This window comes from Hafnia alvei, from assembly GCF_964063325.1.
Taxonomy (GTDB): domain Bacteria; phylum Pseudomonadota; class Gammaproteobacteria; order Enterobacterales; family Enterobacteriaceae; genus Hafnia; species Hafnia alvei_B.
This window is the reverse complement of sequence record NZ_OZ061315.1, coordinates 3,797,782-3,821,603: the sequence shown is the minus strand read 5'-3', so window position 1 is coordinate 3,821,603 and position 23,822 is coordinate 3,797,782. Positions and strand designations below refer to the sequence as shown.

Below are 23,822 nucleotides of genomic sequence, written 5' to 3'. Positions count from 1 at the left end.
CATACCGCACGGGAAAGGTATTAGGGCGAAAATATCAGTAACTTATGGAAATAGAAAGGGAATTAGGTAAATTAGCTAGGAAAGGATATATGTCTGGTAGTAATTATTTATAGCTATTTCATTGATATAACTATGGCCACTACCACCGCGTGAGTGGTTCAGCGCCGAGTTGTGCGATGACAGATTGCAGGCTTTCGCCGGTGGGAAAATGCAATTCGGGGGCAATCTCAGCCAGTGGATATAACATGAATTGCCGATTTTTCATGTCGTAATGCGGTACGGTTAAGCGGTCGGTATTTATTATTTCATCGCCGAACAGCAAGATATCGAGATCTAAGGTACGCGGCCCCCAGCGTTCATCTTTACGAACGCGGCCGTGCTCCAGCTCGATTTTTTGCGTATGGTCTAGCAGATTTTCAGCCGGTAAGTCCGTGTCTAATGCCACCACCGCATTCAGGTAATCAGGCTGATCCTGAGGCCCGAGCGGTGGTGTGCGATATAGCGATGAGGTTGCAATCAGCTTCGTCTGCGGCAGTTCGGCCAGCGCGTTAAGCGCTGACTGAACCTGATGCAGTGGATTAGCCAAGTTGCTGCCTAAGGCTATATAGACGCGTGTCATTCGCTGCTGCCTTCACGACGCGGTGCACGACGACGTGGGCGACGCGGACGGCGACGAACACCATCATCTCCCAACTCATTCGCCATGCTCTTCTGACGTGTTAGAGGCGCTTTCTGGAACTCGTCCCACCACTGCGTCAAACGCTGTAGCTCATGGTTATTCTCCGCCTGCGCACGCAGCGCCAGCAGATCAAAGGCTGCACGGAACTTCGGTTGTTCCATCAGTTTGTGAGCACGTTTGCCCTGACGGCGAGATAAACGCAGTTGCAATGACCAAATATCACGCACTAATGCGGTAATACGTTTTGGAATAGCCAGCGTGCGGCATTGTTCATCCAATATATCGTTCATCGCTAATGCAAAAGCGTCGTAGTAGGTCAGACCGCTCTCGTCATTGATTTTCTGCGCCAGCTCAATCAGTGGATACCACAGCATAGCCGCAAAGAGGAATGCCGGATTCACGCGCATATCGTTTTGCAAACGATGATCGGTGTTTTTCAGCACCTGATTAATGATGCGTTCCATCGGGCTATCGCCGTTTGGCGTGAAATGGCGCGCAATGACGGGGAATAGCGGTTGGAACAACTGGTATTCACACAGCAGCGTGTAAGTGGCGAAGCCATAGCCGGATTGCAGCAGTTTCAACGACTCTTCAAACAGACGTGCCGATGGGATCTCATGTAGCAGCGACGCTAAACGTGGGATCGGTTCGCCGGTTTGTGGACAGATGTTCATGTCCAGTTTGGCAGCAAAACGTACCGCACGCAGCATGCGTACAGGATCTTCACGGTAGCGAGTTTCAGGATCGCCAATCAGGCGAATACGGCCTTCCTGCAAATCACGCAGGCCACCGGTGTAATCACGCACCGTGAAATCTGAAATACTGTAATACAGGCTGTTGATGGTGAAATCGCGACGCTGGGCATCTTCTTCGATGTTGCCATAGACGTTGTCGCGCAGCAGCATGCCGTTCTGGGCCTGCTGGGAGATATTTTTGCCATCACCGGCGTGTTCATGGTGGCCACGGAAGGTGGCAACTTCGATAATTTCAGGGCCGAACATCACATGGGCCAGGCGGAAGCGGCGGCCAACGAGACGACAATTACGGAACAGTTTGCGTACTTGTTCCGGCGTCGCGCTGGTGGTGATGTCAAAATCTTTAGGCTGTTTACCGAGCAGCAGATCGCGCACGCCGCCACCAACCAGATACGCTTCGTATCCTGATTTGTTCAGGCGATAGAGAACCTTGAGGGCGTTCTCACTGATTTGTTGGCGCGAAATGTTATGTTGATCGCGCGGGATCACCGTCATTGAACGTGACTCCTCCGCTTGTGCGCTCTCCGCCTCTCGGCTTAAAACCTTACGGCAAAAGTTGGCGACTCGGGTAAAAATGGTGCACCTCGATAGTGTCTTGTTAGTCGTATGCTCTGAATCATTCAAGCCCTAGCTAATGCCAGCAACTTAAGGTCTGATGAGTATATGCAGAAAAAATAGCGGGTCATCATAGCCTAAGCAGGGCATTTTGAGAATGCCGCTGATAAATTCACGGCATTAATCGTGAGTTTTTGGGTATTTGCTGCACGTCCCAGTGGGCTACTGCATATTCTAGCAGCGCTTCGGTACTTAAATCTTCCCAACTCTTTGGTGCCGACTGCCCCAAAAAGCCAAGTGCAGAAACGATCACGGGGCGAGGATCGCTCATCGGAATCGGCTCGGCGTGATTCTGTTTCGACAGCTTATTCCCATCGTGATTTAGCGCCAAAGGTAGATGCAGATAACGTGGTGCCAGCCAACCTAACTGCTGGTACAGCGTCATCTGACGCACCGTCGGTTCAATAAGATCGGCACCACGGACGATCTCAGTAACGCCTTGAAAATGATCGTCCACCACGACGGCCAGATTATAGGCAAACAGGCCATCGCGTCGGTGAATAATAAAATCCTCTTCCGCCATGGCGCTATCGGCGGCCAGCCAGCCATGGAGCACGTCTTCAAATCCATACACCGGATCGGTTTGCTGCAAGCGCAGCGCGGCGTGCTCAGGCCCCAAATGCAGAGCGCGGCAGTGACCATCGTAAAATCCACCGAGGGAATGAATACGACTGCGGGTGCAGGTGCAGAAATAGGCTTTGTGCTCGTGGCGCAGGGAGTCGAGTGCGGCACGGTAGGCATCATGACGGTGCGATTGATACAGCACGCTGCCATCCCAGTGCAGTTGATAGTGCTCAAGCGTGCGCAAAATACGGCTTGCGGCGCCGGGAACTTCGCGCGGCGGATCGATATCTTCGATGCGGACGAGCCAACGGCCTTGCTGTGAGCGAGCTTGTAAATAACTACCGAGAGCGGCGATAAGCGAACCAAAGTGTAAATCACCGGATGGAGAGGGGGCAAAGCGGCCAATATAATGATGTGATGGCATGGGTTTGATGAATTTCGTTACGTCGGCGTCATGCCGCAGAACGGGAAGAATTCACCACGGTGTTGGCTTCCTGCATTAACGCCGTGGTGAGGCTGGGTAAGAGAAACCATCAACGCCCGTAGCGGGCGTTGGAGGATCTTAATATCCCAGATTAACCAGCCATCTGCTTTTCGCGGATTTCAGCCAGAGTTTTACAGTCGATGCAGAGATCGGCCGTAGGGCGCGCTTCTAAGCGACGAATACCGATCTCAACACCGCAAGACTCACAGAAGCCGAAATCGTCGTCTTCGACTTTCTTCAGAGTTTTTTCGATCTTTTTAATCAGTTTGCGCTCACGATCGCGGTTGCGCAGTTCTAAGCTGAATTCTTCTTCCTGTGCCGCACGGTCTACCGGGTCCGGGAAGTTCGACGCCTCGTCCTGCATATGGGACACAGTGCGGTCAACTTCGTCACGGAGCTGGTTGCGCCACGCTTCAAGAATCAGTTTGAAATGAGCCAACTGGGCTTCATTCATGTACTCTTCGCCTGGCTTCTCTTGGTACGGCTCCACCCCAGCGATGGCGAGAATGCTTAAGGACGACGGTTTACGGTTTTGCCCTTCTTGCATGTTGCTTCTCCTACATAACACGCATTAGCGATCCCCAAACGGGGGAAAAATCAGGCCGCTATAAATAGCAGATGCCGTTAACGTTGGCAATTATTCCTGCATAATGCTTGACAATGGTGTGAAGGACGGCGTATTTGGCGAGCTGCTCTGCGTTTTTTGTCGTTTTTTTCAACAGAAGACGAAATAGCTGGCTCAGGACAACCCAAACGGCAGTGGGATGTTTAGCTCCATTCCTTCCGCGTTAATCTGTGCACCATAGCATATAACTTCTACGCCAAGCGCACAGGCTTGCGCCAGTAATTCCGCGTATTGCGGGTCAATATGTTGTGCTGGCGCAACCTTCGTAATACCGGTATGCAGTACGGCAAAAAACAGTACTGCGCGTTGTCCGTTTTGTACCTGCAGCGCTAGCTCCCGAAGGTGCTTTTGCCCGCGTAGCGTAACAGCATCAGGAAAGTAACCACAATCCTGTTCTAGCAGGGTCACAGACTTCACCTCAATATAGCAGTCAGGTTGATTTTCTGCCTGTAATAACAAGTCGATACGGCTATTTTCTTCACCGTAGCGAACCTCGGTGCGCAGTTTTGTGTAACCAGATAATTCTTTGATGCGCCCAGCCTCGATGGCTTCCTGCACTAACGTATTGGCACGCATGGTATTTACACAGATCCAATGATCTTGCTGAGTCTGAGTGAGCTCCCAAGAATGTGCATATTTTCGTTTTGGGTTGTCAGAGGTGGAATACCAAACCGTATCCCCCGGCGTTGCACAACCTGTCATGGCGCCGGTATTGGCACAGTGCATTGTCATTTCAGTGCCGTCATTAAGGCGAACGTCGGCTAAAAAACGTTTGTAGCGTTGAAGCAAGCGCGCTGATTTTAGCGAGGGGGAAAAAATCATAAGTTCTCTCTATGTTTTTTTTCTTTCTATATATATGTCGAGATTATTCTGAAAATTCAGTGTTACGCGTTTTCTGCCGGTTTTTTTGGCGTCATGAGCGGCCAAGCGGCAATTTGCTCGTAGCGGGTTCGGCCACGGCGGAACTCCGACGAGTAGAGCGCGAAATATTCAAAATCAATCGGCCAATGAAACCCTGATGGCGGGAGTGCTACGGCTTTCGTCGCCCCGCGTAGCAGCGTGACATGAGGATGAAACGGTAGTGGGCTTTGATAACAACCGCTACGTGCAGCCTGCGATCGTAAAAGTTCGGCCAATTGCAGCAGCCCACGCGGTGCTCGGCGAGTGCCTAACCAGACCACTCCTGCGCCCGGCCAGTGGCCCGCGTCGTCGAGATCGAGGCTAAAAGCAGGCTGTTTGATCCGCGCAGCCATATTTTGTAGGGCCTGAGATTTTTGTTCGCTGATGTCACCTAAAAATGCCAACGTAATGTGTAGATTGGCGGCGACGATAGGACGGCCTGCTTCGGCAGAGAACTGTTCTGCACGCCATTTAACCAACGCGCGTTGGGTTTTGGGCGGTATCGGTAAGGCAAAAAATAGGCGGCGGGTATCAGACATGCTTTCTGGTTTCTCTTAGTTTCACCGCTGAATGCTACAATGCCGTCTAGTCGATGTTAAAGCATTTAATCCTAATTAGTTTGGAGCCCTCGTGTCTTTACTCCCTGTTGCTGCGGTTCTTGAATCATTATTGGCCGCGCTGCAATCTTCAGCTCAGGTGCTACTGAATGCACCAACCGGCGCGGGTAAGTCTACGTGGCTGCCGTTGCAATTGCTCAAGGCTGGCTGGCTGAACGGTAAAATCATCATGCTTGAGCCTCGCCGGTTGGCCGCTCGCAGCGTGGCTCATCGCTTAGCGCAACAGCTGGATGAAAATGTGGGTCAAACCGTGGGTTACCGCATGCGTGCCGAAACCAAAGTCAGCGCGCAAACGCGGCTGGAAGTGGTTACCGAAGGTATTTTGACCCGAATGCTTCAGCAAGATCCCGAGCTATCAGGCGTATCGCTGGTCATCCTCGATGAGTTTCATGAACGCAGCTTGCAGGCTGATTTAGCGTTGGCGCTGTTGTTGGATGTGCAGGAGGGATTGCGTGACGATCTACGCCTGCTGATTATGTCTGCCACGCTAGACGACGCGCGTCTTACACATTTGCTGCCCGATGCGCCGGTGATCCGTTCCGAAGGGCGGAGCTTTCCCGTAGTGCGCAGTTACATGCCGGTGTCAGCGCATGAGCGGCTAGATCAAAGCGCCTCGCATGCCGCATTGAATTTGTTACGCCAAGAATTAGGCTCGCTGCTGCTGTTTTTGCCCGGCGTGGGAGAAATCAAGCGCACCGCCGAACTGCTCGAACAGCGCGTGGATGCCAATACCGATATTTGCCCGCTTTATGGGGCGTTGCCGCTGGCTGAACAGCAGAAGGCAATTGATCCGTCACCGGCGGGGCGGCGCAAAGTGGTGCTGGCTACCAATATTGCGGAAACGAGTTTAACCATCGACGGCATTCGTTTGGTCATCGACAGCACGCTTGAGCGTGTCAGCCAATTTGATGTGCGAAGTGGGCTCACTAAGCTGGTCACGCAAAGAACCAGTCAGGCTTCCATGACGCAGCGTGCCGGACGCGCAGGGCGCTTAGAGCCGGGGATCTGTTGGCACTTAATGGCGGCAGAACAGGCCGAACGTACCGCAGAATATAGCGAAGCCGAAATTCTCCATAGCGATCTGAGTGGCCTATGGCTGAATCTTTTGCAGTGGGGATGTCACGATGTCTCTCAGTTAAAATGGCTGGATACGCCGCCGTCTGCGGCGATTTCTGCGGCGCAGCGGCTGCTATTTCAGCTAGGCGCCATTAATGAACAGGGCGGCTTAACCCCTACAGGCCGCGCTATGAGCGATGCCGGGAGCGATCCGCGTTTGGCTGCAATGCTGTGTGCCGCACAAAGTGCCGGTGAGGATGCGCTCGCCACGGCGGCGCTGCTGGCCGCCATCATCGAAGAGCCACCGCGCAACGGTGGTGTTGATCTACGCAATGCGCTTTATCACCCGCAGAGTCATTGGCAACGCCGCGCTAATCAGCTGACTAAACGTTTGGGGAACGGTCAGGGCCGCGTAGCGCTTGACGATGCCGCGTTTTGGCTTGCTCATGCCTTTCCCGATCGTATTGCTAATCTACGTGGACAAGATGGGCGTTATTTGTTGGCGAATGGTCTGGGTGCGGCAATGGCAGCCGATGATGCGCTGGCACGTACGCCATGGTTGATTGTGGCGAATCTTTTGCAGGGCGTGAATAACAGCGAAGCGCGTATTTTGCTGGCGTTGCCTTGTGATATTGAGCTGTTGGCGACGCGCCTGCCGCACCTGATCAGCGAGCAAACCAGCGTGGAATGGGATGACGCGAAAGGTACACTACGCGCATGGAAACGCCAGCAGCTAGGGCGCTTAGTGATCAAAGCACAGCCGCTGGCTAAACCATCGGCTGAGGAATTGTCGCAGGCGCTACTAAATTGGGTTCGCAATCAGGGAATTAGCGCTTTGAATTGGAGCGACTCTGCCAAGCAGCTGCGTTTACGGTTACAGTGTGCAGCGCAGTGGTTACCAGAAGTTAACTGGCCTGCGGTAGATGATGATAGTCTGCTGGATTCGTTAGAAAGCTGGCTATTGCCTGCGCTAGACGGTGTGCGCGATCTGCGCGGTTTACAGAATATCAATCTGACCGAAGCTCTGCTGGCCTTAATGGATTGGTCGATGCGACAACGTCTAGATACTGCGCTGCCGACTCATTACACTGTGCCGACAGGATCGCGTTTACCGCTACAGTATTTTAGCGATAAACCACCGGTATTAGCCGTGCGCTTGCAGGAAGTATTTGGCGAGCAGCACAGCCCTAAAATTGCCGAAGGGCGAGTGGCGTTAGTGTTGGAATTACTCTCGCCAGCCCATCGCCCGCTGCAAATTACCCGTGATTTGGCTGCGTTTTGGCAGGGCTCATACCGTGAAGTGCAAAAAGAGATGAAAGGGCGTTATCCAAAACATGCATGGCCGGACGATCCGGGAAATGCGCTGCCGACGCGTCGGACGAAACGCTATCAGTAAGAAATTCCTACGGTGCAGCTATGATGCTGTGCCAATTTCGGAGGTTTCCTCTTCCCCCTTTAGGCGGTGAGGAACAGATTAGGCGCCACTGCCGGAGAACTGAACAATGTCTAGGGATGACGATCGCGAGCCGATCGGACGTAAAGGTAAAAAAGGTGGCAATCCACCATCCCGTAAAGCGGTACCTAATCGCCGTCGCCGTTATGACGACGAGGACGATGATTATCGCGATGATTTTCGTGATACCGCGAACGATCATGACGAATACGAAGAAGATGATGATTATGATGATGAAGAAGACAGAGAGGACGACGTGGCGCGTAAGAAGGTAAAAAAATCGCGTAAACGCAAACTGTTAGGCTTGCTGATCAAGCTTGCGCTGATCGTCTTTGTGCTGCTGGCGATTTACGGTTTTTATTTGGATCAGCAGATCCGCGGCCGCATCGACGGGAAGGTCTGGCAGTTGCCAGCGACCGTCTATGGCCGAATGGTCGATCTAGAGCCGGGGATGTCCTACAGCAAAAAAGAGATGGTGAATTTGCTGGAAGGTATGCAGTACCGTCAAGTGAGCCGTATTACGCGTCCGGGTGAATTCTCGGTGAACGGTAACAATATTGATATGCTGCGCCGCCCGTTTGATTTTCCGGATGGAAAAGAAGGGCAGATCCATGCACGTTTGGTGTTCAGCAACGATCGTTTAAGCCAGATTCAAAATATGGATAACCAGCGCCAGTTTGGTTTCTTCCGTTTGGATCCGCGTTTAATCACCATGTTGCAGTCCCCCAACGGTGAGCAGCGCTTATTTGTACCGCGTAGCGGATTCCCTGATTTGTTAGTGGATACGCTGATCGCGACCGAAGACCGTCATTTTTATCAGCATGATGGTATTAGTTTCTACTCGATTGGCCGTGCCGTGGTGGCTAACCTCACCGCCGGACGTGCGGTACAGGGCGGTAGTACGCTGACGCAACAGCTGGTTAAAAACCTGTTCTTAAGCAACGAGCGTTCGCTATGGCGTAAGATCAACGAGGCGTATATGGCGCTGATCGTCGATTATCGCTATAGCAAAGATCGCATCTTGGAACTGTATCTGAACGAAGTGTATCTGGGGCAGAGCGGAAGCGATCAGATCCGTGGCTTCCCGTTAGCGAGCCTCTACTACTTTGGGCGTCCGGTTGATGAGCTTAGCCTCGACCAGCAAGCATTGCTGGTGGGGATGGTGAAAGGTGCTTCGCTGTATAACCCGTGGCGTAACCCGAAACTGGCGTTAGAGCGTCGTAATCTGGTGCTAAAACTGCTGGAAAACCAACAGATCATCGACCAAGAACTCTACGATATGCTGAGTGCGCGTCCGCTCGGCGTGCAGCCAAAAGGCGGCGTTATTTCACCTCAGCCTGCGTTTATGCAGATGGTTCGTCAAGAGCTACAGCAAAAACTGGGTAACAAGATCAATGATTTGTCTGGGGTGAAAATCTTCACCACGCTTGACCCGGTATCGCAAGACGCGGCGGAAAAAGCGGTGGAAGATGGCGTTCCTGCGCTGAAAGCGGCTCGTCATGTGAACGATCTTGAAGCTGCGATGGTGATTGTAGACCGTTTCAGCGGTGAAGTTCGTGCCATGGTTGGCGGTGCTCAGCCTCAGTTTGCCGGCTTTAACCGTGCGATGGACGCCCGCCGTTCAGTGGGTTCTTTGGCAAAACCACCGACTTATCTCACCGCGCTGAGCGAGCCGGACAAATATCGCCTGAATACGTGGTTAGCGGATCAGCCGCTTTCGTTGAAACAGCCAAACGGCAGCATCTGGCAGCCGAAAAACTACGATCGTCAGTATCGTGGTCAGGTGATGCTGGTGGATGCGTTGGCGAACTCGCTGAACGTACCGACGGTGAATCTGGGGATGGCGGTAGGGTTAGATCAAATCAGCGCGACATTGCAGCGTTTAGGTATTCCTAAAGATGTGATTAATCCGGTTCCTTCCATGCTGCTGGGGGCGATTAGCCTCACGCCAATGGAAGTTGCGCAGGAGTATCAAACGATTGCCAGCGGTGGTAATCGTGCGCCGCTGTCAGCCGTTCGTTCCGTGATTGCAGAAGATGGAAGCGTGCTGTATCAAAGTTTACCGCAGGCACAAAGCGTGGTGCCGCCGCAGGCAGCCTATCTGACGCTGTATGGTATGCAGCAGGTTGTTGCACGAGGGACATCGCGTTCTCTGACGGCTAAATTTGGCAATTACCATCTGGCGGCGAAAACGGGTACCACTAACGATCTGCGTGATAGCTGGTTTGCCGGTGTTGATGGCAAAGAAGTGACGATTGCGTGGGTTGGGCGTGACAACAATGGCCCGGCTAAGTTAACCGGCGCAAACGGTGCGCTGACGCTTTATCGTCGCTATCTGGAAAACCAGACGCCGTTACCGCTGAACTTAGTGCCACCGGAAGGGATCACCACGATGAATATCGATGAGTCTGGCAACTTTGTGTGTAACGGTGGCGGTTCGCGTAGTATCCCTGTATGGACGGAAAATCCGGAAGGTTTATGTGCAGCATCCGCAGCGCAGCAACCGGCTGCTCAGACTCAGCAACCACAAACTGAAGGACAACAGCCCGCGCAGCAGCAACAGCAGCAGCAAAGTAGCGATGGCGTAGCTGGTTGGATTAAGGATATGTTTGGCAGTAACTAATAATATTCTTGCATGAACAAAAAAGGCCTCTCGTTAGAGGCCTTTTTTATTAGATGAATAATGAATAATAAGCAAGGTGGTGAATTGGTTATTAAATTCGCTTGATGATCATTTAATAGACAAATAAAAACGGGCGGCCGAAGCCACCCGCAATATTCATTCAAACAATGATTAAGCTAAATTAGAACTGGTATACCAAACCAACGCCAACAACGTCGTCGGTGTTGATGTTGTTGTTTTTAGCAAAACCATCTTTGTCGCCGTCTAGCAGGTTGATTTTATAATCAACATAGGCAGACATATTTTTGTTGAAGTAGTAGTAAGTACCGATATCAACATATTTCACTAAATCTTCATTGTCCCATTTTCCGTTATGTCCAGAATTGCCCTGAAGATCTTTGCCTTTTGATTGCAGGTAAGCAATGGATGGGCGCAGGCCGAAATCGAACTGGTACTGGGCTACAACTTCAAAGTTTTGTGTTTTGTTGGCAATATTGTCGTTGCCCCAAGGCGTCATGTTCAGCGTTTCAGCGTACATGGCAGCTAAGTAGATGTTATTTGCATCATACTTGGTACCAATAGTCCACGCCTGTGCTTTACCACCTTTAGCAATTCCACCGCCTAATGACTGATCGTTTGAACGGTCAGAGTTGCTATACGCTGCGCCGAAGGAAACGCCATAGCCGATGTCGTAAGTGGTTGACATGCCGAAGCCGTCACCGTTTTCAGCTGTGAGCCTGCGACCATTATTGGTGCCTTCCTGATTGTTGCTAGAGCTCTCATTCGCGCCTTGATATTGCAGCGCAAAGTTCAGGCCATCAACCAAACCAAAGAAGTTGCTGTTACGGTAGGTCGCTAAGCCGTTAGCACGACCTACCATGTAGTTGTCGGTGTAGGTGTAGGTATCACCACCGAATACTGGCAGCATATCGGTCCACGCTTCTACGTCGTACACCACGCCGTAGTTACGACCGTAGTCAAATGAGCCGTAATCACCGAACTTCAGGCCAGCAAAGCCTAAACGGGTTGCGTTACCGCTGGTTCCACCAGTTGCGCCGCTTTCAGTATGGTTAGCCTGTACGTTATATTCCCACTGGCCAAAGCCTGTCAGCTGATCGGTAATCTGGGTTTCACCCTTAAAGCCGACACGCACGTAGGTGTTGTCGCCGTCTTGGCCATTATCTTCAGAGAACACGTGACGGGCATCAACCTTGCCATATAAATCTACTTTATTACCGTCTTTATTATAAACCTCAGCCGCATTTGCCATACCAGCCACTAATAAAGAAGGAATCACCACCGCTAGAATTTTACGCTTCATTATCATTTCCTTGAATTGACGCTTTTGTATTATTCTTATTCCCTATGTTTAATAAGGATTCCTTTTAAAACATCAGCAGGATAATGTGCCTGGTTATTAAAAGACAATATGGTTCATAAAATAAATAACTCATTTTGTGACGAGGATTATAAATATAATAAATTACAATATTGGTGAGTTATGATTTACTGAAATGTATTATTTTTAATAAACAATTAGCGAATGTCTTATTTAATTTGATATTAATTTTTATTTATCTAAGTAATATTTAATTAGGAGTTTCGTTTAATTTAAACCAGAGTGCAAGACTTGCTTCAGGGGAGGTCTTCAAGGTAGGTGTAGCTTGGCCTCTCGAGATGAAAACAGCGGTGAGGTGAATGAATCGGAATAAATAAAATATGGTGCTTATGCAAGATTTTTAAATCTATTATTCATATGATTTTAATTAAATCATTTATGCAAACCAAATATAACAATCGGATAACTCAGAAATACGTCTCATTCATATTTACCTCGCTTATTTATCCCCACCTAAGATAGTTAAAACCTATTGATTTAACCCTTATCAAAATAAAGGCTATTTTTTGTTCCCTTGACTCCTATAAGGATGAATTTCTCTTGAACTTTACATTTGGTTACGCATAAAATGCGATCTTTATAATAATCATTCTCGTTTGCTTTATTATTTGTCTTTCGCCAGAGAAACCAACATGACTTTACCATCGTTCAAATATTCACAAACCAAGGTTGCAGTTTCTATTGCTGCTAGCTTAGGAATGTGGGCCTCTTTCGCCAATGCGGCTGATACAGCTCAAAAAAATCTAAATGATGACACCTTGGTTGTCACTGCCGGCGGTGGTGTTCAGCAGGAGAGCGCATGGGGGCCTGCGCCAACTATCGCCGCTAAGCGCAGCGCAACGGCAACGAAAACCGATACGCCAATTGAGAAGACGCCACAGTCTGTCTCGGTTGTGACGCGTGAAGAAATGGATACCCATCAGCCTCAGTCTGTTAAAGAAGCGTTGGGCTATACGCCCGGGGTTACTGTTTCTACACGTGGTGCGTCCAATACTTATGACGCGGTAAAAATTCGTGGTTTTGGTTCCGTAAACCAAAACAACTACCTTGATGGTTTAAAGCTACAAGGTGACTTCTATAACGAAGTGATTATTGATCCGTATATGCTGGAACGTGTTGAGCTGATGCGTGGGCCAACGTCAGTGTTATATGGGAAAAGCAGCCCAGGCGGTATTATTTCTATGGTGAGTAAACGCCCAACCACAGAGCCGCTTAAAGAAGTACAGTTTAAAATGGGCACTGATAATCTCTGGCAGACTGGTTTTGATTTCAGTGATGCTTTAGATGACGATGGTGTGTTTTCATACCGTTTGACCGGTGTTGCGCGCTCCAACAATGCTCAACAGGAAATGTCGAAAGAAAAACGTTATGCCATTGCGCCGTCTTTCTCATGGCGTCCTGATGACAAAACCAACTTTACTTTCTTAGCAAATCTGCAGGACAGTCCTGAAACGGGCTACTACGGCTGGCTGCCGAAAGAAGGGACGGTACAACCATTGCCAAATGGTTCTCGTCTACCGACTGACTTCAACGAAGGCGCACCGAATAATAGTTACTCACTGTCGCATAAGTTGGTTGGCTATAGCTTCGACCATGAGTTTAACGACACCTTCACCGTTCGCCAAAATTTGCGCTACGTTGAGTCTAAGACCTCACAGAAAAACGTGTATGGCACTGGCGTTGATGCGACTGGGCATATGCTAAATCGTGGTACCGTTGTTGATAACGAAAAGCTGCACAATTTTGCCGTAGATACTCAATTGCAAAGCAAGTTTGCGACCGCAGACGTTCAGCATACCTTGCTGACAGGCGTAGATTTCCAGCAGATGCGCAACGATATTAATGCTTCGTTTGGCACCGCTCCACCGCTCGATCTGTATAACCCTGTTTATTCTGATTATGATTTTGGCAGCGCAGCGCCTTATCAGCAGAATAAGCAAAAGCAAACCGGTATCTACGCGCAGGATCAAGCCGAGTGGAATAACTTTGTTCTGACATTGGGTGGTCGTTACGACTGGCTGACTCAGTCAACTCGCGCTTATCAAGCCAATAACTATACCGAGCGTGACGATAGCCAGTTTACGGGCCGCGCGGGTTTAAACTATCTGTTTGATAATGGCATTAGTCCATATATCAGCTACAGCGAGTCCTTCGAACCTAACTCTGGTGCTGATTTCAGTGGCAAAACGTTCACACCATCTAAAGGCCGTCAGTATGAGGCTGGTGTGAAGTATGTGCCAAAAGACATGCCGATTGTGGTGACGGGGGCGGTTTATCAGCTGACGAAAACCAACAACCTGATGAAAGATCCTGATACATCACATGGATTTGCATCTATTCAGGGCGGTGAAATTCGTTCTCGTGGCGTTGAGTTAGAAGCGAAGGCTGCGGTTAATGCCAACATTAACGTTACTGCGTCTTACACCTACACCGAAGCAGAGTACACCAAGGACTCTACGTTGAAAGGGAATACCCCAGAGCAGGTGCCAAAACATATGGCTTCCTTGTGGGGTGATTACACCTTTAACGAAGGTGCTTTAAGTGGTTTAACGCTGGGTACCGGCGGTCGATTCATTGGTTCAAGCTATGGCGATCCGGCTAACACCTTCAAAGTGGGCAGCGCAGCGGTGATGGATGCGGTGATCAAATATGATCTGGCGCGCTTCAACCTGCCGGGCTCCAGCATTGCGGTTAACGTGAATAACCTGCTGGACCGCGAATACGTAGCTAGCTGCTTCGATACCTATGGCTGCTTCTGGGGCGCAGAGCGTCAGGTTGTGGCAACGGCGACTTTCCGTTTCTAGTAAGATATACACTCAAGGGCGCGGTTATCGCGCCCGTTCTTTTCTGCAAAGAACATAAGACTAAAGGCTATACCGGAATTGAGTAAAACCGCGATCTCCACCTCGTCAACTTTCACTTTGCAACAGGTCAGCTTCACTGTTCCTGGCCGCACATTGCTGCAAAACGTTTCTCTCACTTTTCCTGAAGGCCAGGTTTGTGGCCTGATTGGCCACAATGGCTCGGGTAAATCGACGCTGCTAAAAATGCTCGGTCGCCATCAGGCTGCAAGCGTTGGCCAGATTTTGCTGGGTGATAAACCGTTGGCTGAATGGGATAGCAAAGCGTTTGCCCGTGAAGTGGCCTATCTTCCTCAACAGCTGCCCGCGGCTGAGGGAATGACAGTGCGTGAGCTGGTGGCCATTGGTCGCTATCCTTGGCATGGTGCGCTAGGGCGCTTTCGCAGCGAAGATCGTGAACGAGTGGAAGAGGCTATTGCCTTGGTCGATCTTAAACCGTTGGCAGGGCGTTTGGTTGACAGCTTATCCGGCGGTGAGCGTCAGCGTGCATGGCTGGCGATGACGGTGGCACAAAATAGCCGCTGTTTATTACTCGATGAACCGACATCGGCGCTGGATATCGCCCATCAGGTTGAAGTGTTGGCCCTTATTCAACGCCTCAGCCGTGAGCGTGGTTTAACCGTGATTGCGGTTTTGCATGACATCAACATGGCCGCGCGTTATTGCGATTACCTGATGGCGCTGCGCGGCGGTGAACTGATTGCTCAAGGTACGCCTGCTGACATTATGCAGGGCGACGTACTGGAAAAAATTTACGGTATACCGATGGGGACGCTGCCGCATCCAAGCGGTGGTGCGCCCGTGAGCTTCGTCTACTGATGCCAGATTTAATGCGTGATCCCAACTCTCCTGATTTTGGCCGTCGTCGTCTGATTACGGCGCTGGCGTTGTCGCCGTTTTTGCTTCCGCTCTCGGTGCAGGCCTCTGCGCTGACCAGTACGACCTATCCCGATCTCAATCGAATTGTGGCGCTCGAATGGCTGCCGATTGAGCTTCTGCTGACGCTCGGCATTACCCCGCTTGCCGTGGCTGAAATCGCCAATTACCGCCTTTGGGTACAAGAGCCTGAATTGGCACCGACGGTTATCGATCTCGGCAACCGTACAGAGCCGAATATGGAGCTGCTGCAACAGATTGATCCATCGCTGATCCTCTATTCCGATGGATTTGGCCCCTCCGTGGCGAAAATGCAAACCATTGCACCCGCGATGGGCTTTTCCTTTAACGATGGCTCAGGTCTGCCGCTGAAACTGGCTAAAAAGTCACTGCAAAATCTGGCGGAAAAACTGGGTGTGCCTGAACGCGCGAGCGCGCACCTCGCGCTATTCCAACAGCGGTTGGCACAAAGCAAACAGCGCCTAAGCGCGTGGGATCAAACGCCGCTGTTGCTGTTTACGTTGTTAGACGCCGGGCATGCCTTGGTCTTTGGTAAAGGCAGCATGTTCCAAGAAGTGATGGATGAGCTGGATTTAAAAAATGCGTGGACGAGTGATACCAACTTTTGGGGCAGCGCGATCGTTGGCATTGAGCAACTGGCGACGGTTTCCCCGCAGGCGCAGGCCATTTTCTTCAGCCACGGTAATGACGCATTGTTTGCTCAGGTACAGAAAACTCCGCTGTGGCAGGCGCTGCCTTTTGTGCGAGGCCAAAAAGTGATCAGCCAGCCGGGCGTGTGGTTCTATGGTGCCACGCTCTCCGCGATGCGTTTCTGTGATTTGCTGGAGTCTGCGTTAGGAGCGAAATCATGAACGCTAACGTAAAAGCATCTCAGGCTAAATTCAGCCTGTGGTTGATCCCGCTGTTGCTGGCATTGCCTGCGCTGGGATTAACCCTATTCAATCTGCATCACCAGCTGCCGTTTAATCAATGGTGGCAGGCCGCGACCGCGCCAGATATGGATAATATCCAGCAGGTCGTGATGCATTACAGCATTCTGCCACGCGACGTTGTTTCTTTGTTGGTGGGTGCTGGGCTTGGCCTTGCGGGGCTACTGTTCCAGCAGGTATTAAAAAATCCGTTGGCGGAACCTGCCACGCTGGGGGTTTCCGCTGGTGCTCAGTTTGGGGTAACGGCGGCGGTGCTATTGGCCGTTTCGCCCGAAAGTTGGATGATGCAGTTGGCGGCTCTGCTGGGCGCCGTGCTGGTAGCGCTTATTGTATTTGGCCTGTCGTGGGGTAAACGCATGTCTCCGGTGACGCTGATTCTGGCGGGGCTGGTGATGGGGCTGTACTGCGGTGCACTGAATTCCCTGATGGCGCTGTTTAATTACGAATCCCTACAGGGCATGTTTGTGTGGGCGAGCGGGGCCCTAAACCAACACGATTGGCATAACGTGACTGAGCTCGCTCCTCGTTTGCTGGTGGCATTACTGCTTTCCGCTTTGCTGATTCGCCCTTTAACGCTGCTTGGATTAGACGACGGGGTGGCTAAAAATCTGGGGCTCGGCTTAAGCAGCGCTCGTTTAGCTACCCTCGCGCTGGCGGTGTTAATTAGCGCACAGATGGTGAATGCCGTGGGCGTGATTGGTTTTATCGGCCTATTTTCGCCGCTGTTGGCGCGCATTTGTGGCGCGCGTCGATTATCTCAACGCTTGTTGATGGCGCCTTTTATCGGCGCTTTGCTGCTGTGGCTCACCGATCAGGTGGTGCAATGGCTCGCCGTGGTTTGGCACGAAATTCCAACCGGCTCAGCCACTGCGCTCATTGGCGCGCCGGTACTGCTGTGGTTATTACCGAAGCTGCGTACCAACGGCAATATGCCGGATATGAACCAAGGCGACCGCATTACGCCAGAACGTCACCATCTGTGGCGTTGGATGGTCATCGGTATGGCTCTACTGGCGTTGGCTCTGGCCGTAGCTTTGCTGTTTGGCCGCGGCAGCGAAGGTTGGTACTGGGCGCACGGCGCTCAGATAGATGCGCTGATGCCTTGGCGCTGGCCGCGTGTGGTGGCTGCTTTGGCCGCGGGAATGATGCTAGCCGTAGCAGGAACCATGATCCAAAAGCTCACCGGTAACCCGATGGCGAGCCCTGAAGTGTTGGGGATTACGTCGGGTGCAGCCCTTGGCGTATTGGTGTTGCTGCTGTTGGTTCCGGGCAATGCGTTTGTATGGCTACTTCCGGCGGGGAGCCTCGGCGCTGCGCTGACGTTATTGTTGGTGATGATTACCTCGAGCCGCAACGGATTTTCCGCCCAGCGTATGTTGTTGGCAGGGATTGCGGTGAGTACGGTGTTTAGTACGCTGGTGGTGATGGTGTTGGCAAGCGGCGATCCGCGTACCGGCATGTTGCTCACATGGTTGGCAGGCTCGACCTATGGCGTAGACAGCGCGCAGGCGTTACGTACCGTGGGCGTTGCTGTGGTACTGATTGCGGCAACGCCGCTGTGCCGCCGTTGGCTCATGCTATTACCTTTAGGCTCGGTAACGGCGAAAGCGGTGGGCGTCGCGCTGATGCCTTCGCGCGTCGCCATTCTGTTGATCGCATCGGCGTTAACCGCTGCCGCGACGTTAATGACCGGGCCGCTGAGCTTTGTTGGCCTGATGGCGCCTCATATGGCGCGAATGCTAGGTTTTAAACGAGCGATGCCACAGCTGATGGTTGCGGCGCTAATCGGTGGTTTTCTAATGATGTTTGCGGATTGGTGCGGACGGATGGTGATGTTCCCTTATCAAATCCCTGCCGGTTTGCTAGCAACGTTTATTGGCGCGCCGTACTTTATTTTCTTGCTGCGCAAGCAGGGGAAATAAGCGAATACAATCCGCCGCGCCATGCGGCGGATATGATATCTAGCGGATAGTTTTAGAAGAACGAATCATCGTCGTTGTTATTGTAGCCGTCGTCATCGCTACCAAAACCTGAATCGAAGAACCCGCTGTCTTGCCCATTCTGATTTGACGCATCATCCTGCCAATCCGCATTTTGCAGATCGGGCTGCATGATATCTGATTGAGTTGCATCAGCTTGTGCCGCATCAGGCTGAGCAATCGTATTTTCCTCAACCACGTTCACGATCTCCTCAGGCCGGCTATTGTGGAACATGCCGGTCAGCATATCCGCGATCACTACGCCACCCGCGACACCCGCTGCCGTTTGCAATGCGCCGCTTAAAAAGCTGCCGCCGCCACGAGAGGCCGCAGGCGCATAACCGCTATTCGCATTGTTGGCATACTGATTATTGGCGTTTTGATTATTGGAATAGTTTGCCGCGCCAGGAATGGGCAGGCTTCCGCTGTTTGATACGGCGGCAGGACGTGACTCGGTTGCATTGGTGCTGCCACCGCCGAACAAGCCCGCTAAAAAGCCGCCGCTGTTCTGTTTCGGCTGGCTCTGTAGCTGAGTCACCTGTTGCTGCAGAGCATTCACCTGATCGTTTAAACGCTTAATCGCCGCTTCTTGTACCAGCATCGCTTGAGCCATGTAGTAAGGCGCCGCAGGCTGTTTGGCGATATATTCCTGAATCAAACGCTCGGCCTGAGCATCCCTCGGCCCGCTGCCTGCTTCAGCCTGTTGAAGGCGAGAGAAAAGGCCAGAGATAACGCGTTGCTCAACGGATTGTTCATCAGACATAGAAACCTCAACAAATATTGATGCCAAAGTGGCGCTAAAACAGATCAATCTGGAATAAATGTAATGCCCATTCATTAAAGATCAATATGGCTTAACGCTTTGTCACAAAGGCTGCGGTTTCTATACAGATGACGTTATCACTGAAAACTACTTAGCCACCTCTTCCACCAGAGGCAGTAAAATTCTCACGCTGTCTCGGGTACGCGATTTGATACGCCCGGGCAGGTGTTTATCTAAGTACTGAAGATTGTCATATTGCGGCTGGTGCCACGTGGTGCCTTCTGGGAAATGCGTATTTTTGCTGGTTTGTTGATAGCCGTCTTTTTTGCCCAGAGACCAATTGCTGGCTTCAACCGCGAGCACTGGAATATTGGCCGCATCGAACGGCATTTGATCTGAGCAACAACCGGTGCCTTTCGGGCTATGTTCGCCATGACCGTTGTTAATGGCGGCGCTAATACCAAAGCGCTTAGCAAGCTTAAGGGCGCGGTCGCGGGATTTCTCGGCGATGGATTTCGGCGTGTTAGCACCGCTGTGGAAGTAGAGTTTATCGCCGGTAATCAAAGAATCGAGATTGATAACTAACAGCGTATTGTCTTTGTCGGCTTTGCTCATTCTGCTGAGATAGTTTTCAGCCCCTTTACTCCCCAACTCCTCGGCGCTGAGCGCAAGGAAGCGAATAGTGGCCTTGGTTTTTACGCTGCGCAGACGCTCGGCAAGCTCCAACATCACGCCAACGCCAGACGCATTGTCATCTACACCCTGCAACGTTAATCCGCCAAGATTATGGTTCACATCGCTGTCGCTCATTGGGGTATAGGTATCAAGATGCGCGACGATTAAGATCTGTTTGTCGGTGCTGCCGGGTTTCACCGCAATCACTGACGTGGCGTTCACGTTATGCCAATCTTTTTTACCTTCGCTTGAGGTATACACATAGCGCGTTTTGAAATCTCTTAAGTCGCTCTGATAGCCCATGTTTTGGAAACGCTGATTAACATAGTCCGCCATCATTAGCTCGGCGGGGCTACCTGCCATGCGGCCGGGGAAGTAGGTCGAGATATGTCGTACTTCTTGTTCGGCTATTTTACCGACGGGCTGATGGGTAATACCTGCGGCTGAAACCGCGAAACTGCTGCTTAGACATAGCGCTGCGCAAACCAGTTTAAGTGAACGGCAGGAAAACATGGGTAAAGCGTCCTTAGCGCTGCAGAAAACCAAAAACGTGTTCAACAGCGTGATAATTGGGATGATAAATCAGTGCGGCTAGTATGGAGTCTTCGCTCTTATTACACAATTTCTAGCGCTCCTAAAATTTAAGGAAATGTTTACTTCCTTAATCTTGCGCCGCCTCAGCTAGCTGCATATTTCTTTCGGTTATTTCAAATACCTTTTCGTCATTTCATTTGGGCAAAGCTGACACCTTATAGTGCCCCTATCCTGCGTTTTTGAAGTTACCGCTGCGCTCACTCCGTTTGATTTGCTGTAACTCCAACCCTCTTGGATAAATATCCGATGTGCCAGTGTGGCCTTCGGGAGAATTTCTGGCTTAAGGATCGTCCATGGATAACCAAAGACTGACTCACTTACGACAGCTCGAAGCGGAGAGTATTCACATCATCCGCGAAGTCGCTGCCGAGTTTTCTAACCCTGTCATGATGTACTCCATCGGCAAAGATTCTTCGGTGATGCTGCATTTGGCGCGTAAGGCATTCTATCCGGGGACGCTACCGTTCCCGCTGCTGCACGTTGATACCGGCTGGAAATTCCGCGAAATGTACGAATTCCGCGATCGCACCGCCAAAGCCTACGGCTGTGAACTTTTGGTTCATAAGAATCCAGAAGGCGTCGCGATGGGCATCAGCCCGTTTGTTCATGGCAGCGCCAAACATACCGACATCATGAAAACCGAAGGCTTAAAACAGGCGCTGAATAAATATGGTTTTGATGCCGCCTTTGGCGGTGCGCGTCGTGATGAAGAAAAATCACGTGCCAAAGAGAGAATCTATTCATTCCGCGACCGCTTCCATCGCTGGGACCCAAAAAACCAGCGACCTGAGCTGTGGCACAACTATAACGGCCAGGTGAACAAAGGGGAGAGCATCCGCGTCTTCCCGCTGTCAAACTGGACTGAACTCGATATCTGGCAATATATCTACTTGGAAAATATCGATATTGTTCCGCTTTATCTGGCAAAGCCGCGCCCTGTTTTAGAGCGTGACGGCATGCTGATGATGGTGGATGACGATCGTATCGATCTCCAGCCGGGGGAAGTGATCAAGCAACGCATGGTTCGATTCCGTACTTTAGGCTGCTGGCCGCTCACCGGCGCGGTGGAGTCTCAGGCGCAAACGCTGCCTGAAATCATCGAAGAGATGCTGGTTTCCACCACCAGCGAGCGTCAGGGAAGAATGATCGATCGCGATCAGTCTGGCTCGATGGAGCTGAAAAAGCGCCAAGGGTACTTTTAAGAATTCGTAGAGGACGAGAACCATGAGCCAGATGATTAACCATTCCATTGCAGACCAAATTGCTGAGCAAGGCGGGGTGGAAGCTTATTTACAGCTGCAACAAGATAAAAGCCTGCTGCGTTTTCTCACCTGCGGCAGCGTGGACGATGGTAAAAGCACGCTGATTGGGCGCTTGCTGCACGATACGCGCCAAATTTATGAAGATCAGCTAACGACGCTGCACAGCGACAGCAAGCGCATTGGCACGCAGGGCGAGAAACTCGATCTGGCGCTGCTGGTTGACGGTCTTCAGGCCGAGCGTGAGCAAGGCATTACCATTGATGTAGCCTACCGCTACTTTTCGACGGAAAAGCGCAAATTTATTATTGCCGATACCCCAGGGCATGAGCAGTACACCCGTAACATGGCGACCGGCGCATCGACCTGCGATTTAGCCATTTTACTGATCGACGCGCGCAAGGGCGTTCTGGATCAAACTCGTCGCCACAGCTTTATCGCTACGCTGCTCGGTATTCGCCATCTGGTGGTGGCGGTGAATAAAATGGATCTGCGTGACTACCAGCAGGATGTGTTTGAGCAAATCAAGCAGGACTATCTCAGCTTTGCCGAGCAACTGCCCGGTGATTTAGCGATTAAGTTTGTGCCGCTTTCCGCGCTTGATGGCGACAATGTGGCGATACAAAGTGAGGCCATGAGCTGGTATCACGGGCCAACCTTATTAGAAATTTTGGAAACCGTTGATGTGGTACACGACGCTGAAAAGCAGCCGCTGCGTTTTCCCGTGCAGTACGTAAACCGCCCGAATCTGGATTTTCGCGGCTATGCGGGAACGCTGTCCGCAGGCGTACTCAGCGTGGGGCAGCAGGTGAAGGTATTACCGTCAGGGGTCACTTCGCGCGTTGCTCGGATTGTTACCTTTGATGGTGACCTGCAAAGCGCCGTACCCGGAGAGGCCATCACGCTGGTGCTGGAGGATGAAATTGATATCAGCCGTGGCGATCTGATCGTGGCCGCTGATGCGTCAATTCCTGCCGTGCAGGGCGCGACGGTCGATGTTGTCTGGATGTCTGAGCAGCCGCTGAGCCAAGGGCAAAGTTTTGATATCAAACTCGGCGGCAAGAAAACCCGCGCTCGCGTGGAGCGAATCGACTATCAGGTGGATATCAACACGCTCACGCAGCGTGCGGTAGAATCTTTGCCGCTCAATGGCATTGGCTTGGTTGAACTCACCTTCGATGAACCGCTGGTTATCGATAGCTATGCGCAAAACCACGACACCGGCAGCTTTATTTTTATCGATAGGCTCACCAATGTTACCGTGGGTGCGGGGCTTATCCGTGAAGCACTGACATCATCACAAACCAATACGGCTGATTTTAGCGCTTTTGAAATTGAGCTTAATGCTTTGGTCCGTCGCCACTTCCCACACTGGGGTGCGCGCGATTTGCTGGGTGGAAAATAGCGGTGACTGATATCAATTTATTACAACCAGCTACTGAAAGTAACGCCTCTAACCCTGATATCGTCTGGCATGAACATGCGGTCAGTCGCGAGAATCGCGAAAAACTGCATGGACATCAGGGCGCGGTGATTTGGTTTACCGGGCTTTCGGGCTCGGGAAAATCATCGGTTGCCGGAGCGTTAGAGCAGGCACTGCATCAGCTTGGGGTGAGTACATACTTACTGGATGGTGACAATGTGCGGCATGGCTTATCGCGTGACCTTGGTTTTAGCGACGACGATCGTATCGAGAATATTCGCCGCGTGGGCGAGGTCGCTAAACTAATGCAGGATGCGGGTTTGTTAGTGCTCACTGCATTTATCTCTCCTCATCGCCATGAACGCCAAATGGTGCGCGAACTGTTACCGGAAGGGCGTTTTATCGAGGTCTTTGTGGATACGCCACTCGCCGTGTGTGAACAGCGCGATCCCAAAGGGCTATACAAAAAAGCGCGTGCGGGTGAGATTAAAAATTTCACTGGAATTAGCTCGATTTATGAGCCTCCTGAGCAGCCTGAAATTCACCTAAATGGCGAACAATTAGTAACAAATTTGGTCGCACAAATGTTAGACGTTTTACGCCATCACGCTATTATCAAACCCTAGTTATTGTTGCATTACATTTATTCCTTTGGTGAATGTAATGATTATT

The 23,822-nt window shown here is 51.3% G+C and carries 18 protein-coding genes; 9 read left to right on the top strand and 9 right to left on the bottom strand.

Annotated features, from left to right (window positions below):
• Nucleotides 1-139 precede the first annotated feature (139 nt).
• The 6 genes from folK to thpR all read right to left on the bottom strand — a co-directional run bounded on the left by folK (nt 140) and on the right by thpR (nt 5,161).
• A complete protein-coding gene (gene folK / locus AB3Y96_RS17945) occupies nt 140-619 on the bottom strand; it encodes a 2-amino-4-hydroxy-6-hydroxymethyldihydropteridine diphosphokinase (protein ID WP_072309652.1) in 480 nt (159 codons plus the stop codon).
• Nucleotides 616-2,010, bottom strand: coding sequence for a polynucleotide adenylyltransferase PcnB (gene pcnB / locus AB3Y96_RS17940; RefSeq protein WP_367300343.1), 1,395 nt, complete (start codon nt 2,008-2,010; stop codon nt 616-618). The genes folK and pcnB overlap by 4 nt, the downstream gene beginning before the upstream one ends.
• Before the next feature lie 151 nt (nt 2,011-2,161).
• Nucleotides 2,162-3,037, bottom strand: a complete 876-nt coding sequence (gene gluQRS / locus AB3Y96_RS17935; protein WP_367299864.1) for a tRNA glutamyl-Q(34) synthetase GluQRS — start codon at nt 3,035-3,037, stop codon at nt 2,162-2,164.
• 151 nt (nt 3,038-3,188) lie between these two features.
• The gene (dksA, locus tag AB3Y96_RS17930; RefSeq protein ID WP_046458922.1) at nt 3,189-3,644 is read right to left on the bottom strand and encodes an RNA polymerase-binding protein DksA; all 456 of its coding nucleotides are present in this window, start codon (nt 3,642-3,644) and stop codon (nt 3,189-3,191) included.
• 192 nt (nt 3,645-3,836) lie between these two features.
• Nucleotides 3,837-4,544, bottom strand: a complete 708-nt coding sequence (gene sfsA / locus AB3Y96_RS17925) for a DNA/RNA nuclease SfsA (RefSeq protein WP_072309655.1) — start codon at nt 4,542-4,544, stop codon at nt 3,837-3,839.
• Nucleotides 4,545-4,606: 62 nt separating this feature from the next.
• Entirely contained in the window at nt 4,607-5,161 is a 555-nt protein-coding gene (gene thpR / locus AB3Y96_RS17920) for an RNA 2',3'-cyclic phosphodiesterase (protein ID WP_367299863.1), read from the bottom strand.
• A 91-nt stretch (nt 5,162-5,252) separates the two neighbouring features.
• On the opposite strand from thpR, the gene hrpB reads away from it, so the two are divergent.
• Nucleotides 5,253-7,691 carry an ATP-dependent helicase HrpB gene (gene hrpB / locus AB3Y96_RS17915; protein ID WP_367299862.1) on the top strand — a complete coding sequence of 813 codons (2,439 nt, stop codon included), beginning with the start codon at nt 5,253-5,255 and terminating at the stop codon, nt 7,689-7,691.
• Between the two features lie 106 nt (nt 7,692-7,797).
• Complete coding sequence (mrcB, locus tag AB3Y96_RS17910) at nt 7,798-10,371, top strand: bifunctional glycosyl transferase/transpeptidase (RefSeq protein ID WP_072309658.1); 2,574 nt, start codon at nt 7,798-7,800, stop codon at nt 10,369-10,371.
• A gap of 181 nt (nt 10,372-10,552) precedes the next feature.
• Here the strand turns inward: mrcB and ompC are convergent, their stop codons facing one another.
• Nucleotides 10,553-11,695, bottom strand: coding sequence for a porin OmpC (gene ompC / locus AB3Y96_RS17905; protein ID WP_302622580.1), 1,143 nt, complete (start codon nt 11,693-11,695; stop codon nt 10,553-10,555).
• Between the two features lie 707 nt (nt 11,696-12,402).
• Between ompC and fhuA the strand changes: the two genes are divergently transcribed.
• From fhuA to fhuB, 4 genes are all read left to right on the top strand, one after another.
• Entirely contained in the window at nt 12,403-14,574 is a 2,172-nt protein-coding gene (fhuA, locus tag AB3Y96_RS17900) for a ferrichrome porin FhuA (RefSeq protein ID WP_072309660.1), read from the top strand.
• A gap of 78 nt (nt 14,575-14,652) precedes the next feature.
• Nucleotides 14,653-15,450: a Fe3+-hydroxamate ABC transporter ATP-binding protein FhuC gene (fhuC, locus tag AB3Y96_RS17895; RefSeq protein ID WP_168780221.1), complete on the top strand. Its 798-nt coding sequence runs from the start codon at nt 14,653-14,655 to the stop codon at nt 15,448-15,450.
• Between the two features lie 11 nt (nt 15,451-15,461).
• Nucleotides 15,462-16,379, top strand: coding sequence for a Fe(3+)-hydroxamate ABC transporter substrate-binding protein FhuD (gene fhuD / locus AB3Y96_RS17890; protein ID WP_367299861.1), 918 nt, complete (start codon nt 15,462-15,464; stop codon nt 16,377-16,379).
• Nucleotides 16,376-18,379: a Fe(3+)-hydroxamate ABC transporter permease FhuB gene (fhuB, locus tag AB3Y96_RS17885; protein ID WP_367299860.1), complete on the top strand. Its 2,004-nt coding sequence runs from the start codon at nt 16,376-16,378 to the stop codon at nt 18,377-18,379. The genes fhuD and fhuB overlap by 4 nt, the downstream gene beginning before the upstream one ends.
• A 52-nt stretch (nt 18,380-18,431) precedes the next feature.
• On the opposite strand, the gene AB3Y96_RS17880 is transcribed toward fhuB, so the two are convergent.
• Both AB3Y96_RS17880 and AB3Y96_RS17875 read right to left on the bottom strand, forming a co-directional pair.
• The gene (locus tag AB3Y96_RS17880) at nt 18,432-19,199 is read right to left on the bottom strand and encodes a DUF2076 domain-containing protein (protein ID WP_367299859.1); all 768 of its coding nucleotides are present in this window, start codon (nt 19,197-19,199) and stop codon (nt 18,432-18,434) included.
• A 147-nt stretch (nt 19,200-19,346) separates the two neighbouring features.
• Complete coding sequence (locus tag AB3Y96_RS17875; RefSeq protein WP_072309664.1) at nt 19,347-20,387, bottom strand: aminopeptidase; 1,041 nt, start codon at nt 20,385-20,387, stop codon at nt 19,347-19,349.
• Nucleotides 20,388-20,761: 374 nt separating this feature from the next.
• Between AB3Y96_RS17875 and cysD the strand changes: the two genes are divergently transcribed.
• The 3 genes from cysD to cysC are packed head-to-tail and all read left to right on the top strand — an operon-like array spanning nt 20,762 to nt 23,776.
• Complete coding sequence (gene cysD, locus AB3Y96_RS17870) at nt 20,762-21,670, top strand: sulfate adenylyltransferase subunit CysD (protein WP_025800261.1); 909 nt, start codon at nt 20,762-20,764, stop codon at nt 21,668-21,670.
• 22 nt (nt 21,671-21,692) lie between these two features.
• Nucleotides 21,693-23,132 (top strand): sulfate adenylyltransferase subunit CysN, encoded by a 1,440-nt coding sequence (cysN, locus tag AB3Y96_RS17865; RefSeq protein ID WP_367299858.1) that lies wholly within the window; start codon nt 21,693-21,695, stop codon nt 23,130-23,132.
• 2 nt (nt 23,133-23,134) lie between these two features.
• Nucleotides 23,135-23,776 carry an adenylyl-sulfate kinase gene (cysC, locus tag AB3Y96_RS17860; protein WP_367299857.1) on the top strand — a complete coding sequence of 214 codons (642 nt, stop codon included), beginning with the start codon at nt 23,135-23,137 and terminating at the stop codon, nt 23,774-23,776.
• The last annotated feature ends 46 nt before the right edge of the window (nt 23,777-23,822 follow it).

Bases quoted from the DNA above. Each gene is read 5' to 3' on its own strand.
- mrcB (WP_072309658.1), top strand. From the start codon at position 7,798: ATGTCTAGGGATGACGATCGCGAGCCGATCGGACGTAAAGGTAAAAAA.
- AB3Y96_RS17875 (WP_072309664.1), bottom strand. From the start codon at position 20,387: ATGTTTTCCTGCCGTTCACTTAAACTGGTTTGCGCAGCGCTATGTCTA.
- cysN (WP_367299858.1), top strand. From the start codon at position 21,693: ATGAGCCAGATGATTAACCATTCCATTGCAGACCAAATTGCTGAGCAA.
- gluQRS (WP_367299864.1), bottom strand. From the start codon at position 3,037: ATGCCATCACATCATTATATTGGCCGCTTTGCCCCCTCTCCATCCGGT.
- cysD (WP_025800261.1), top strand. From the start codon at position 20,762: ATGGATAACCAAAGACTGACTCACTTACGACAGCTCGAAGCGGAGAGT.
- dksA (WP_046458922.1), bottom strand. From the start codon at position 3,644: ATGCAAGAAGGGCAAAACCGTAAACCGTCGTCCTTAAGCATTCTCGCC.
- thpR (WP_367299863.1), bottom strand. From the start codon at position 5,161: ATGTCTGATACCCGCCGCCTATTTTTTGCCTTACCGATACCGCCCAAA.
- fhuD (WP_367299861.1), top strand. From the start codon at position 15,462: ATGCGTGATCCCAACTCTCCTGATTTTGGCCGTCGTCGTCTGATTACG.
- sfsA (WP_072309655.1), bottom strand. From the start codon at position 4,544: ATGATTTTTTCCCCCTCGCTAAAATCAGCGCGCTTGCTTCAACGCTAC.
- fhuB (WP_367299860.1), top strand. From the start codon at position 16,376: ATGAACGCTAACGTAAAAGCATCTCAGGCTAAATTCAGCCTGTGGTTG.
- fhuA (WP_072309660.1), top strand. From the start codon at position 12,403: ATGACTTTACCATCGTTCAAATATTCACAAACCAAGGTTGCAGTTTCT.
- AB3Y96_RS17880 (WP_367299859.1), bottom strand. From the start codon at position 19,199: ATGTCTGATGAACAATCCGTTGAGCAACGCGTTATCTCTGGCCTTTTC.
- folK (WP_072309652.1), bottom strand. From the start codon at position 619: ATGACACGCGTCTATATAGCCTTAGGCAGCAACTTGGCTAATCCACTG.